A 13,259-nucleotide genomic window follows, 5' to 3' on the forward strand; every position below is an offset into this window, starting at 1 on the left:
ATCCCTTAAAAATTCAGGTGTGATGAATCTCCCGATCCTTGGTTTCCGGCATGAAGAAAATCCCCAGGACGGCCGTCATCACCGCGATGACAATCGGGTACCACAGCCCGTAGTAGATATCCCCTGTGGCCGCGACCATGGCGAACGCCACCGTTGGCAGGAAGCCGCCGAACCAGCCGTTGCCGATGTGGTAGGGCAGCGACATCGAGGTGTAGCGGATGCGCGCCGGGAACAGCTCCACCAGCCAGGCGGCGATCGGCCCGTAGACCATGGTCACGTAGATCACCAGGATCGTCAGGAGCAGCAGCACCATCGGGTAGTTGGTCTTGGCCGGATCGGCCTTCTCGGGGTAGCCGGCCTCCTTGAGAGCGGTAACAAGCGAGGCAGTGAACGCGTCGTTCTGCGTCTTGAAGTCGGCGGCCGGCATGCCGGTGCCCTCGAAGCTGGTGATCACTTTCTCGCCGACACGGACCTGCGCGACGGTGCCCGGTTCGGACTTCACGTTCTCATAGGGGATGGCCCTTTTTGCCAACACGGTCTTGGCCAGGTCGCAGGAACTGGTGAATTTGGCCTTGCCCACCGGGTCGAACTGGAACGAACACTGATCGGGGTTGGCGACCACCTTGACCGGGTTTTTCGCCTGCGCGACGAACACGTCGGGGTTACCGTATTGGGTCAGCGCATGGAAGATCGGGAAATACGTCAGCGCCGCCAGGATGCAGCCGGCCATGATGATGCCCTTGCGGCCGATACGGTCGGACAGGCTGCCGAAAATGACAAAGAATGGCGTGCCGATCAGCAGGGAGCCGGCAATCAACAAGTTGGCGGTCTGCGGGTCGATTTTCAGCGTCTGAAGCAGGAAAAACAGCGCATAGAATTGCCCGGTGTACCAGACCACCGCCTGGCCGGCGGTGCCGCCGAGCAGGGCCATGATCACAATCTTGAGGTTTTCCCAGCGGGCGAAGGATTCGGTCAGCGGCGCCTTGGACGCCTTGCCTTCAGCCTTCATTCTCATGAACACCGGCGACTCACTCAGTTGCAGGCGGATGTACACCGAGACGATCAGCAACAGGATCGACAAGAGGAACGGAATCCGCCAGCCCCAGGCTTCGAAGGCCTCGGTGCCCAGCGCCGTGCGGCAGGCGAGGATCACCAGCAGCGACAGAAACAGGCCGAGGGTCGCGGTCGTCTGAATCCACGAAGTGAAGTAGCCGCGTTTGCCTTTCGGTGCATGTTCGGCCACGTAGGTCGCCGCGCCACCGTACTCGCCCCCCAGGGCCAGGCCCTGCAACAGGCGCAAGGTGATCAGGATGATCGGCGCCGCCACGCCAATGGTTGCGTAGCCGGGCAGAAAGCCCACCACCGCCGTGGACACACCCATGATCACGATGGTGATGAGGAAGGTGTGCTTGCGCCCGATCATGTCGCCCAGCCGGCCGAATACAATCGCGCCGAAGGGGCGTACGGCGAAGCCCGCGGCAAACGCGAGCAGGGCGAAGATGAAGGAGGTGGTTTCGTTGACACCGGCGAAAAAGTGCTTGGCGATGATCGCGGCGAGGGAACCGTACAGGTAAAAGTCATACCACTCGAACACGGTGCCCAGGGACGAAGCGAAAATGACCTTGCGCTCCTCCTTGGTAATGCCGTGGTGGGGCGCGCTGCCCGTGGATGTATTGTCGATTGCCGCCATGAGACTCTCCGTTTTTCTTGTTTTAGGCCGGAGCACCTTCATTGTTGTTGCCGCACCCTGGCCCTGGGGCTGATGTCATCGGACACACACTGACGGCCTCGCATTGCTGCGAAGTCTCTAAAAGCATAATCGGCTTTGCACAGATATCCACTCGCCATCATGGCAGACACAGAACCTGTAGGAGCAAAGCTTGTTCGCGATAGCGGTAGGTCAGTCACCGCAGTGTCGAATGTTCTACCGCAATCGCGAGCAAGCTTTGCTCCTACAGGGGAGGGGGGTGGGTTAAACGCGGAACTGATCCATCAGGCTCTGCTGTTGATTGGCCAGGCGATTGAGCGACTGGCTCACCCGCGCCGACTCATTGGCCTGCCCCGACAACGACTCGGTCACATCGCGAATGGTCGCCACGTTGTTGTTGATCTCCTCGGCCACCGCGCTCTGTTCTTCGGCGGCGCTGGCAATCTGCAGGTTCATGTCGCTGATGACCGTTACCGCATCGCCGATCTGCCGCAGGGCCGTCACGGCCTGTCCGACCTGCTCGACGCTGCCCTGGGCCTGGCGATGGCTGTTGCCCATCGACCCCACCACGTCCTGTGTGCCGCTTTGCAGTTGTTCGATCACCAGGCGGGTTTCTTCCACCGATTCCTGGGTGCGTCGCGCCAGATTGCGCACCTCATCGGCTACCACGGCAAAGCCGCGCCCGGCCTCACCGGCACGGGCCGCTTCGATGGCGGCGTTGAGCGCCAGCAGGTTGGTCTGTTCGGCGATGGCGCGGATCACTTCCAGTACCGAGCCAATCTTCTCGCTGTTGGCGGCCAGGCCTTCGACCTGGACCATCGCCGCGCTCATGTCGGCGGCGAGGTTGTCGATGCTGGCGGTGGTGCGGTCGATCACGGTCAGCCCCTGACGGGTCGCCTGATCCGCGTCCCGCGCCGCCTGGGCTGCCTGGGCGGCACTGCGGGCGACGTCCTGGGCGGTGGCGCTCATTTCGTGGGACGCGGTGGCGACCTGATCCACCTGGCGGTATTGCTGCTCCATGCCGGCACTGGTCTGGGTGGCAATGGCGGAGGATTGGTCCGCGGTGCTGCGGGCGTCCTGTACCGAGCGTTTGACCTCGGCAATGATCGGTTGCAGCTTGTCGAGGAAACGGTTGAACCAGCCGGCCAATTGACCCAGCTCATCCTTTTTGTCGTAGGCCAGGCGACGGGTCAGGTCACCTTCGCCGCTGGCAATGTCTTCGAGCATGTGCGCCACGCCGAGGATCGGCTTGGTCACGCTGCGCGCCATCAGCCATACCAGCAGCAGGCCAATCAAGGCGGCCAGCACACCCAGGCCGAGTTCGGTCAGGGTGCCGGCGGTGTTGCTTTCATCCAGTTGTTTTTTCAGCGCTTCGGCCGGTCCCACCAGCACTTTTTCCGGCACGTCGAGCAACACGCCCCAGGCCTTGCCGCCCGGTATCGGCTGGAACGGCGCCAGCACCTTGAGCTGCTGATCGCTGTGCAGGCTGGTGGTCTTGCTGGCTGTGGCGAGCATGCGCATCAGCTCGGCACCGGTGTGTTTGTCCACGGCTTCCAGACGCTGGCTGAGTTTGCTGGCGTCCGGGCTGTAGCCGGCGAGCAAACCGGCCGGGCTGACGATGCTGACGCTGGTCTGGCCGTCATAGAGTTTCTTGCTTGCGCTCTGGCTGACCGCTTGCAGGCTGTTGAGGTTGATGTCCACCGACAGCGAAGCGATGACCTTGCCGTTGACCATCAACGGGAAAACGATGCTGGTCATCAGCACGTTCTGGCCGTCGATCACATAGAAGTACGGCTCGATCACGCAGGGCTTGAGGTTGGCGCGTGGGCAGGTGAACCAGGCGTTGGCCGCTTCGCCGCTGGGGCCAGTGCTGGTGTCGGCGATGTCTTTTTCCGGTAGAGGCATGAACGTCAGCTTGCCTGGGGTCGGTTGCGACCAGTACAGGGCAAAGCGGCCTTTTTCGTTGCTGCCGACATCGCTCTGGCCGGCGAACAGCTCGTCCTTGCCGTCCAGTCCGTTGGGTTCGAACACCAGGGACAGGCCGAGCAATTCCGGGTTGGCCTGCAGGGCCGACTTGACCTGGCGGGTCAGGTCTTCGCGCAGATCGAAGGCATCGAGAAAGCGTTTCTCGGCCTGCTCGCGCAAAAACAGCACCTGCCGCGAAAAGCCGTGGCCATATTGATAGGCGTCCATGAACTGTTGGCGAATGCCCAGCGCCTGGTTTTCACCCTGGGACTCGATCCGCGCCTGGGCGGCTTCGGTCAACATCTCCATGCTCGAGGCTTTCACCAGCTCGGAGCTGTGCTCCATGCGATACAGCGAGAGCCCCACCAGCAGGGTCACGATGCCGGCCAGGCACAGCCCGGCCAGCAGGGTGATTTTCCATTGAATGGAGAGTTGTCTGAGCGACATGGAGACGTCCTTATTCGATAAATATCTGAGACTTTGCACTGTAACGGCCGGGATTCGGCTTTCTTAAGGGGATGCCGCTTTCTGTGGGAGCAAGGCTTGCCCGCGATGGCGATTTCAAGGACGCCATCGCGGGCAAGCCTTGCTCCCACAAGAAGCGGTATCACATGCTGCTTGAGGCTTGCAGCTTGCCGCTGCTTCCTTCACAGTGCGCGCCCTCTAATAAAACCCATTCTTAAATCCGCTGGCGGCTCTTCGCAGACTGCCGGACGGAGTCTTTCCGTTTGTCTCGAGGTAATGAAATGAATGCAGTGATTGCCGCGGTCGGCATCATGCTGATACTTAGCTTGTCCCGCGTGCATGTGGTCATCGCGTTGATCGTCGGTGCGCTGGTGGGTGGCCTGACCGGTGGCCTGGGCATCGACGCGACACTCAAGGCCTTCAACAGCGGCCTCGGCGGCGGGGCGACGGTGGCGTTGTCCTACGCGCTACTTGGCGCTTTCGCCGTGGCCATTGCCAAGTCCGGTCTGGCCCACGCCCTGGCCGACAAGGCACTGGCGATGGTCGATCGCCAGCACGCCAGTGGTGGGGGACAGGTCAAATGGCTGTTGATCGGCCTGCTCTGGGTGGTGGCCATTGCCTCGCAGAACATCTTGCCGATACATATCGCGTTCATTCCGCTGCTGGTGCCACCGCTTTTATACGTGCTGACCAAGTTGCAACTGGACCGCCGATTGATCGCCTGCGTCATGACCTTCGGCCTGATCACCCCGTACATGTTCCTGCCGGTGGGCTTCGGCAATATCTTTCTCAATGAGATCCTGCTGGCCAACGTCGCCCGCAGCGGTGTGGACATCAGCGGCATCAACGTCACCCACGCCATGGGCATCCCGGCGCTGGGCATGCTGGCCGGGCTCGGGGTGGCGTTTATCAGCTACCGCAAAAAGCGCGTCTACGATCTGGAAAAGATCGCGCAAGTGGAGCAGGTGGCCGTGCAATACAACCCGTTGAGCCTGATGGTGGCAGGCCTGGCCATCGCGGCGGCGTTCATCATTCAGTTGCTGCTGGACTCGATGATCATCGGTGCGCTGGCGGGCTTCCTGCTTTTTTCGCTGTCGGGCATCGTCAAGTGGCGTGATACCGATGACCTGTTCACCGAAGGCATGAAAATGATGGCGATGATCGGTTTCATCATGATCGCCGCCTCGGGGTTCGGCGAGGTGATCAAGGCGACCGGGGACGTGCAGACGCTGGTTGAGGCGTCGGCCGGCTGGATCGATCACAGCAAAGCCATTGGCGCGTTGATGATGCTGCTGGTCGGCCTGCTGGTGACCATGGGCATCGGCTCGTCGTTTTCCACGGTGCCGATCCTGGCGGTGATTTTCGTGCCGTTGTGCGTGCAGCTGGGTTTCAGCCCGATTGCCATCGTGTGCATCGTCGGCACCGCCGGCGCCCTGGGCGACGCCGGTTCGCCGGCCTCGGATTCGACCCTCGGCCCGACCTCCGGCCTGAACATCGACGGCCAGCATCACCACATCTGGGACACCGTGGTGCCGACCTTCCTGCACTACAACCTGCCGTTGCTGGCGTTTGGGTGGCTGGCGGCGATGGTGCTGTAAACCGGTTTCCCTGACACCCTACAATCACTGTTGGAGCGAGCCTGCTCGCGAAGGCGGTGTATCAGTCGATGCATTTGTTGCCTGACACACCCTCTTCGCGAGCAGGCTCGCTCCCACAGGGGGCGGTGCGACCTTGACCTCAACTTTTGACCTGGCGTGCCGTTAAAGCCTTTACCCACGCCAATAAAACCAAAAGAGTGAACGTCATGCGCATGAGCCTGAAGGCCAAAGTCCTGTCCCTTGCCGTCCTCCCGGTGTTGCTCTTCGCGCTGGTCATCAGCCTGACTACATTGTTCATCCTCCAGGGCCAGGCCCGTCACGAAGTCGAGCAAACCCGCGAGCGCCTGCTCAGCGATGCCAAGGCCACCCTGCAAAGCTATGTGGCCGTGGCCATGACCACCATCAAGCCGCTGTACGACGCCGCCGCCCAGGGCGATAACGCCGCGCGGACCCAGGCGATCAAGTTGCTGTCGAACATCAAGTACGGCAAGGAAGGCTACTTCTTCGGCTACGACTCCGAGACCGTGCGCCTGTTCAAGGCCAACGACCCTGAAGGCGTGGGCAAGAGCTTCAAGGACAATCGCGACCCGAACGGCGTCTACGTCAACCGCGACCTGGTGAAAGTCGCCAAGGACGGGAGCCATTACCTGCAATACAGCTCGCCGCTACCGGGCAACGCACAAGTGTTGGTGCCGAAACTCGGCTACACCGAATACCTGTCGAAGTGGGACATGGCGGTCGGTACCTCGGTCAACCTCGACGGCATCGAGGCGCAAGTGGCCGCGGTCGAGGCTCAGGTTCAGGAGCGCATGCAAGGCGTGGTGCTGAGCATCGTCGGTGTGGCCGTGGTGGTGCTGTTGCTGATTGCGGCGGCCGGGATGTTATTGGCCAACACCATTTTGCGTCCGCTGAACCTGATGAAAGCCAACCTCGACGACATCGCGGCGGGCGAGGGCGACCTGACCCGGCGCCTGACCATCACCAGCCAGGATGAACTGGGTGAGCTGGCCGGTTCGTTCAACCGTTTCGTCGACAAAATCCACGGCCTGGTACGTCAGATCACCGAAATGACCTCGCAACTGACCGGGCTGGTGACTCAGGTTTCCGACCAGGCTCACCGTTCGGACCAGGCCATGGAGCGCCAGCGTCACGAGACCGATCAGGTGGCCACGGCGATCAATGAAATGTCGGCCGCCGCCCAGGAAGTGGCCAAGAGCGCGCAGAACGCCGCGGTGGCCGCGCAGCAGACCGATGAAGAAGGCCAGGCTGCCAAGCGCGTGGTGGCCGGCAGCATCGTGAAGATTCATGCGCTGGTGGATGACATTCGCAGCAGCGGCGTCTCCCTCGACAGCTTGCAAAAGGACGTGTCATCGATTGTCAGCGTGCTCGGGGTCATTCGCTCGATTGCCGAACAGACCAACCTGCTGGCGCTCAATGCGGCGATCGAAGCGGCCCGCGCCGGTGAAGCCGGACGCGGTTTTGCGGTGGTGGCCGATGAAGTGCGAGCGCTGGCCAGTCGCACGCAAATCAGCACCCAGGAAATCCAGGGCATGATCGATCGCTTGCAGGCCGGTACCCAGTCGGCGGTGGAAGCCATGCGTCGTTCCAGTGAGGCCGGTGATGGTACTTCGGCCCAAGCCAACGAAGCCGGCGCGTCCCTCGACACCATGGCGCAACTGATCGCCACCATCAATTCGATGAACGCGCAAATCGCCAGTGCAGCCGAAGAGCAGACCGCCGTGGCCGAAGAGATCAACCGCAGCGTGCATCAGATTGCGGTGGCGGTGGATAACGTGGCTGGCGAGACCCAGTTGGGTGCGCAGACATCGCGCAGTCTGGCGGAGCTGGGGCAGCGCCTGGGCGGCCTGGTCGGGCAGTTCCGTATCTGACACGCCCCACTTGTAGGAGTCGGCTTGCCGGCGAAGGCGTTCGCATGGGCGCTGCAAGTCTTGAGACCGCCATCGCTGGCAAGCCAGCTCCCACAAGGACCGGGGATGAATGAACAATTTACGGCTGGCGCAACACCTGTAGGAGCCGGCTTGCCGGCGAAGGCGTCTTTATTTGCGGTGCAAGACTCGAGACCGCCATCGCTGGCAAGCCAGCTCCCACAAGGGCCGGGGATGAATGAACAATTTACGGCTGGCACAACACCTGTAGGAGTCGGCTTGCCGGCGAAGGCGTCTTCATGGGCGGTGCAAGACTCGAGACCGCCATCGCTGGCAAGCCAGCTCCCACCAGGACCGGGGATGAATGAACAATTTACGGCTGACGCAACACCTGTAGGAGCCGGCTTGCCGGCGAAGGTGTCTTTATGGGCGATGCAGGACTCGAGGCCGCCTTCGCTGCGGTGCGGCGGTCCGACAAGCCGGCTCCTACACTGGTAGGACGGGGTGTTTTGTTCGGCCCCGACCACTGCATAAGGAGTCAGCACCATGACCGATGACCGTAAATGTGACTGCCCTAAATGTAACTGCAAGCTTGGTGAGCATCCGATCGTGCGTCACGGCAAGCACTTTTGCTGTGAGGCCTGCGCCAAGCACCATGAGCACGGTGAAGAGTGTGCCAATCAAGGTTGCAAGTGCGCTCATGGCTGACAGCGATCACGCATTGGAAAGCGGAGCCCGTTCGGGCTCCGCTTTTTTTCGGGCGGCAGGCGCCAAGGCATCAGTTCGCCGGTCGCCACTTGACGTTTTCCACACCGAACTTCTCTGCCATCGGCTTGCTGGTCTTTTGCACTTTTTCCCGGCCAAAGCGCGGGATCCGGCCCACCCCCGCGTCGCAACTCGCCCAATGCCAGGCTTCGGCGTTGTCCATTTTTTCCAGACGAATGATGAACGATTTGGGGACGCCATGAAGGGTGTACTCGATGACGAAGAGTTTTGCGTTGTTCATATGGCCCGTATTCCTCCCTGTGGTACATAAACGGATCGCGGGTCAGACGGAAAATTCAGTCAAATTGTCAGACGGTTGCGCTCCTGGCGGCCTGTCCGGGGTCTGGTTAACATAAAGCCTTCCCTCCAAAGCTAATGATCATAGCCCATGGCCCTTGCTGCCCCGCCGGATCTGAGTGACACCGATGTGCCCGTGCAACCGCTGGCGCGTACCTATCCGCGCGGGCTGTTCATCGAGCCGCACGAGCATGTCTGGGGGCAGTTGCTGTACGCGATGAGCGGAGTGATGTGGGTCGAGACACCCCATGAGGCGCTGGTGGTGCCGCCGCAACGGGCGGTGTGGCTGCCGCCGGGGGTGCCCCACGGGATTCGCGTGGTGACGGACCTGCAAATGCGCAACATCTACCTGCGACCTTCCCTGGCGGCAACGCTTGATGACAGCGTGCAGGTGATTGAGGTCGGCGGGCTGCTGCGGGAGTTGATCGTCGGCCTGGTGGAGCAGGGCGACCACGGTGCCCCCGAGTATTACGACGCATTGGTAGGGCTGGCATTGTTGGAGCTCAAGCGGGCCCGGCGCTCGCTGATGAAAATCCCTTTGCCGGACGATTCCGACCGGCGGCTGATGAACCTGTGCCAGGCGGTCATGGCCCAGCCATCCCTGGACATACCTTTCGAACAGCACGCCGAAACCGCCGGTGCCAGCGTGCGTACCCTGGCGCGACTGTTCAAGGAGGGCCTGGGCATGGGTTTTGCCGAGTGGCGGCGCCAGGTGCAACTGGCGACGGCGGCGGCAGAGTTGATCCAGGGCGTACCGGTCAGTGCGATTGCCCGGGAACTGGGCTATTCCCCCAGCAGCTTCAGCGACATGTTCCGCCGGGAACTGGGTGTCGCGCCTTCGCAGTATTCGACCCAAAACCTGTAGGCGCTGGCTTGCCAGCGATTGCGTCCTCACAGGCAATACAGTTGTCGCCTGAAGCACCGCGTTCGCTGGCAAGCCAGCTCCTACAGGTTCGCGTAGCGGTGTTTTGGCCGAAATTCAGAAGCACTTGGCCGATGCTCGAGGCCACCCCGCTCTAGACTTCAGGCATACCTCAATTGCCCGCGGAGTCTGCCATGAGCTACTTCATTTCCCTGTCGATCGGCCTGGGTGTCGGCCTGATCTACGGTGCCCTGGATTTTCGTTCCCCCGCACCGCCAGCCATCGCCCTGGTAGGCCTGCTGGGCATGCTGGCCGGTGAAAAACTCTGGCCGATGGGCCGTCAGTTGGTCGCTGGCTGGATCTCCTGAATCCCTTATCTACTGGATGAAAACCACATGAAAGCTTTGCAGTTCGACAAAACCGGCGATCTCGCGGCCCTGCGCTACGTCGAGGTGCCCACCCCCGTGCCCGGTGCCGATGAAGTGTTGGTCGAAATCAAGGCCGCCGGGCTCAACCCAAGCGATGTGAAGAACGTCCTGGGACGTTTTCCCTACACCACGTTGCCAAGGATTCCCGGTCGTGATTTCGCCGGCATCGTCGTTGAAGGTCCGCAAGCACTGATCGGCCAGCAGGTCTGGGGCACGGGTCGTGAATTGGGCTTTTTCGCCGATGGATCCCATGCACAGTTCGTCAAACTGCCGGCCAAGGGCGTCGCGATCAAGCCCAGTCATCTGAGTTTTGCCCAGGCCGCCAGCCTTGGCGTGCCCTATACCACGGCGTGGGATGCGCTGGAGCGCAGCCTGGTGACCGCTGAAACCCGTTTGCTGGTGATCGGCGGCGGGGCGGTCGGCAGTGCGGCGCTGGCATTGGCGAAAGTGCGCGGTGCCCAGGTGCTGGCGGCGGCGCGGCGGCCGGAGCAGGTCAAGGATTTGCAAGCCCAGGGTTACCGGACGCTGCAACTGGACAAGCCCGAGGACCTGGGGGCGCAGGTGAATGCGGTGTTCACCGGTGGCGCTGACGTGATTTTCGACACCACGGGCTTCTGGCTGCCAGCCTCCGTCGCAGCATTGGCCACCTTCGGCCGTATCGCGATCATCGCCGCACCGGTGGATGGCATGGTGCAGCTGCCGGCACTGGCGCTGTATCGCAAGGGCGGCTCGGTGGTAGGGATCAACTCGCTGCTGTACGGCGTACAGGCCTGCGCGGCGATGCTCGATCAGTTCGGCCAATTCTTCGATCAGGACCTGTTGCCATTGCCCCAGGGGCTGTTCGAGTCGCCGTTGGCCGAAGGGTTGGCGCGCTACGCGGAAGTCAATCAGGGCAGTGGTGACAAGGTGATTTTGTTGCCATAACCCCTCTCACTGTAGGAGCGAGCCTGCTCGCGAAAGCGGAGTGTCATCCAACGTTGACGTGCCTGACTCACCGCTTTCGCGAGCAAGCCCGCTCCCACAAGGCTAGAATCGGCCTCATCGATCCTACGAGGTACCCCCGATGAGTGAACCGATCCGTCTGACCCAGTACAGCCACGGCGCTGGATGCGGTTGCAAGATTTCCCCCCAGGTACTGGAAGTGATTCTGGCCGGCAGCGGGGCGCAGAATCTGGACCCCAGACTCTGGGTCGGCAATGCCTCGCGTGACGACGCGGCGGTGTACGCCATCGATGAAGAGCGCGGCGTGGTATCGACCACGGACTTTTTCATGCCAATCGTCGACGATCCCTTCGATTTCGGCCGTATCGCCGCCACCAATGCCATCAGTGATATTTACGCCATGGGTGGTGACCCGTTGATGGCGATTGCGATCCTCGGCTGGCCGGTCAACGTGCTGGCGCCGGAGATTGCCCGGGAAGTGATCCGCGGCGGCCGTTCGGTGTGCGATGAGGCAGGCATCCCTTTGGCTGGCGGGCATTCCATCGATGCGCCGGAACCCATCTTCGGCCTGGCCGTCACTGGCCTGGTGGAAAAACGCCACATGAAGCGCAACGACACCGCCACCGCCGGTTGCCTGCTTTACCTGACTAAACCGTTGGGCATCGGCATCCTCACCACCGCCGAGAAAAAGGGCAAGTTGCGCAATGCCGACATCGGCCTGGCCCGTGACTGGATGTGCACCCTGAACAAACCCGGTAGCCGCTTTGGCAAGCTCGATGGCGTGACGGCGATGACCGACGTCACCGGTTTCGGGCTGCTCGGGCATCTGGTGGAAATGGCTGACGGCAGCAACCTGACTGCACGTATCCAATATGACCGGGTGCCGCGTCTGGCGGGGGTCGAGTATTACCTAGAACAGGGCTGCATTCCCGGCGGGACGTTGCGTAATTACGACAGCTACGCCAGCAAGCTCGGACGCTTGCAGGAACTGCATAAACGCGTGCTGTGCGACCCGCAGACCAGTGGCGGGCTGCTGATCGCCGTCACCCCGGACAGCAACGAGCAGTTCTTGAAGGTGGCTGCGGGGCTGGGCCTGGACCTGGCACCGATTGGTGAACTGATCGAACGACAGACACACGCGGTCGAGGTGTCCTGATGGCTGTCGACAGCACCGATTACCGCGATATCTTCCTCAACGACCGGCCGATGATGGATGTCCGCGCGCCGGTCGAGTTTGCCAAGGGCGCCTTCCCCGGTGTGGTCAACCTGCCGCTGATGAACGATCACGAGCGGCAACGGGTCGGCACCTGCTATAAGCAACAGGGTCAGCACGCCGCCATTGACCTGGGCCATCAACTGGTGTCCGGCGCGGTCAAGGCCGAGCGCATCCAGGCCTGGGCGGACTTCGCCCGGGCGCATCCCGATGGGTATTTGTATTGTTTTCGCGGCGGACTGCGCTCGCAGATCGTCCAGCAGTGGCTCAAGGACGAGGCCGGTATCGACTATCCGCGGGTGGCTGGCGGCTACAAGGCCATGCGCAATTTCCTGTTGAATACGGTCGATCAGGCCGTTGCCCAGTGCGATTTCGTGCTGCTGGGTGGTATGACCGGCACCGGCAAAACCGAAGTGCTGACGCAATTGAACAACGGGCTGGACCTTGAAGGTCACGCCAATCATCGCGGTTCCAGTTTTGGTAAACGCGCCACGGGCCAGCCGGCCAATATCGACTTTGAGAATCGTATTGCCGTGGACCTGCTGAAAAAGCGCGCCCTTGGCTGTGAGCAATTCGTGCTGGAAGACGAGAGCCGGGCCATCGGCAGTTGCGCGTTGCCGTTGTCGCTGTATCAGGGGATGCAGCAGTTTCCGATGGTCTGGCTCGAAGACAGCCTGCAAGGACGGGTCGAGCGGATCCTGCGTGATTATGTGGTGGACCTGTGTGCCGAGTTCATCCGCGTGCATGGCGACGACGGTTTTGTGCTGTTTTCCGAACGCTTGCTGGACAGTCTGAACAATGTGCAGAAACGCCTGGGTGGCGAGCGGCATCGGCGGATGCTGGTGCTGATGGAAGACGCCCTGGCGGAGCAGGGACGCAGCGGCGCGGTGGATTTGCACCGGAGCTGGATCGAAGGGCTACTGGTTGAGTATTACGACCCGATGTATGCGTTTCAGCGGGAGAAAAAGGGCGCGCGGATCGAGTTTGCCGGGGAGCGGGGGGCGGTGCTGGCGTATTTGCGGGAGCGGGGCAGTCTGCGGGGGTGATGGTGGGTTTGCCGGCCCCTTCGCGAGCAGGCTCGCTCCCACATTGAATCTGTTCCCTGTGGGAGCGAGCCTGCTCGCGAAGAG

11 protein-coding genes and 2 pseudogenes are annotated in these 13,259 nt (G+C 61.8%); 9 read left to right on the forward strand and 4 right to left on the reverse strand.

Translation table 11 applies throughout. The annotated features are described in order from the left end of the window. Window positions 1–13: 13 nt before the first annotated feature. The 3 genes and pseudogenes from BJ917_RS09170 to BJ917_RS32660 form a co-directional block, all read right to left on the reverse strand. Window positions 14–1,690: an MFS transporter gene (locus tag BJ917_RS09170; protein ID WP_121103166.1), complete on the reverse strand. Its 1,677-nt coding sequence runs from the start codon at window positions 1,688–1,690 to the stop codon at window positions 14–16. A gap of 282 nt (window positions 1,691–1,972) precedes the next feature. After that, window positions 1,973–2,728, reverse strand: a complete 756-nt coding sequence (locus BJ917_RS32655) for a methyl-accepting chemotaxis protein (RefSeq protein ID WP_372237714.1) — start codon at window positions 2,726–2,728, stop codon at window positions 1,973–1,975. Between the two features lie 102 nt (window positions 2,729–2,830). Continuing rightward, a pseudogene (locus BJ917_RS32660) lies at window positions 2,831–4,120 on the reverse strand (HAMP domain-containing protein); the annotation flags it as partial. A 299-nt stretch (window positions 4,121–4,419) separates the two neighbouring features. Between BJ917_RS32660 and BJ917_RS09180 the strand changes: the two are divergent. The 4 genes and pseudogenes from BJ917_RS09180 to BJ917_RS09200 all read left to right on the forward strand — a co-directional run bounded on the left by BJ917_RS09180 (window position 4,420) and on the right by BJ917_RS09200 (window position 8,330). After that, on the forward strand, window positions 4,420–5,736 hold the full coding sequence (locus BJ917_RS09180; RefSeq protein WP_096509943.1) for a Na+/H+ antiporter family protein: 1,317 nt from the start codon (window positions 4,420–4,422) through the stop codon (window positions 5,734–5,736). A gap of 212 nt (window positions 5,737–5,948) precedes the next feature. Beyond that, a pseudogene (locus tag BJ917_RS32665) lies at window positions 5,949–6,767 on the forward strand (cache domain-containing protein); the annotation flags it as partial. Between the two features lie 102 nt (window positions 6,768–6,869). Further along, entirely contained in the window at window positions 6,870–7,625 is a 756-nt protein-coding gene (locus BJ917_RS32670; protein WP_372237715.1) for a methyl-accepting chemotaxis protein, read from the forward strand. Window positions 7,626–8,168: 543 nt separating this feature from the next. Next, window positions 8,169–8,330: a metallothionein gene (locus BJ917_RS09200; protein ID WP_096509945.1), complete on the forward strand. Its 162-nt coding sequence runs from the start codon at window positions 8,169–8,171 to the stop codon at window positions 8,328–8,330. Window positions 8,331–8,400: 70 nt separating this feature from the next. Here BJ917_RS09200 and BJ917_RS09205 read toward each other — a convergent pair whose 3' ends face one another. Then, a complete protein-coding gene (locus BJ917_RS09205; protein WP_096509946.1) occupies window positions 8,401–8,628 on the reverse strand; it encodes a DUF6555 family protein in 228 nt (75 codons plus the stop codon). A 147-nt stretch (window positions 8,629–8,775) separates the two neighbouring features. Between BJ917_RS09205 and BJ917_RS09210 the strand changes: the two genes are divergently transcribed. From BJ917_RS09210 to mnmH, 5 genes are all read left to right on the forward strand, one after another. Continuing rightward, on the forward strand, window positions 8,776–9,549 hold the full coding sequence (locus tag BJ917_RS09210; protein WP_121103168.1) for a helix-turn-helix domain-containing protein: 774 nt from the start codon (window positions 8,776–8,778) through the stop codon (window positions 9,547–9,549). Between the two features lie 191 nt (window positions 9,550–9,740). Next, window positions 9,741–9,914: a DUF1427 family protein gene (locus BJ917_RS09215; RefSeq protein ID WP_096509948.1), complete on the forward strand. Its 174-nt coding sequence runs from the start codon at window positions 9,741–9,743 to the stop codon at window positions 9,912–9,914. 27 nt (window positions 9,915–9,941) lie between these two features. Beyond that, window positions 9,942–10,898, forward strand: a complete 957-nt coding sequence (locus BJ917_RS09220) for a zinc-binding alcohol dehydrogenase family protein (protein WP_096509949.1) — start codon at window positions 9,942–9,944, stop codon at window positions 10,896–10,898. Window positions 10,899–11,037: 139 nt separating this feature from the next. Continuing rightward, window positions 11,038–12,072 carry a selenide, water dikinase SelD gene (gene selD / locus BJ917_RS09225; protein WP_096509950.1) on the forward strand — a complete coding sequence of 345 codons (1,035 nt, stop codon included), beginning with the start codon at window positions 11,038–11,040 and terminating at the stop codon, window positions 12,070–12,072. Then, window positions 12,072–13,175 carry a tRNA 2-selenouridine(34) synthase MnmH gene (mnmH, locus tag BJ917_RS09230; RefSeq protein WP_096509951.1) on the forward strand — a complete coding sequence of 368 codons (1,104 nt, stop codon included), beginning with the start codon at window positions 12,072–12,074 and terminating at the stop codon, window positions 13,173–13,175. Before selD ends, mnmH begins: the two co-directional genes overlap by 1 nt. Window positions 13,176–13,259 lie beyond the last annotated feature (84 nt).

The sequence above is a fragment of the Pseudomonas sp. WPR_5_2 genome (genome assembly GCF_003634475.1).
In the GTDB taxonomy this organism is placed as follows: Bacteria; Pseudomonadota; Gammaproteobacteria; order Pseudomonadales; family Pseudomonadaceae; genus Aquipseudomonas; species Aquipseudomonas izuensis.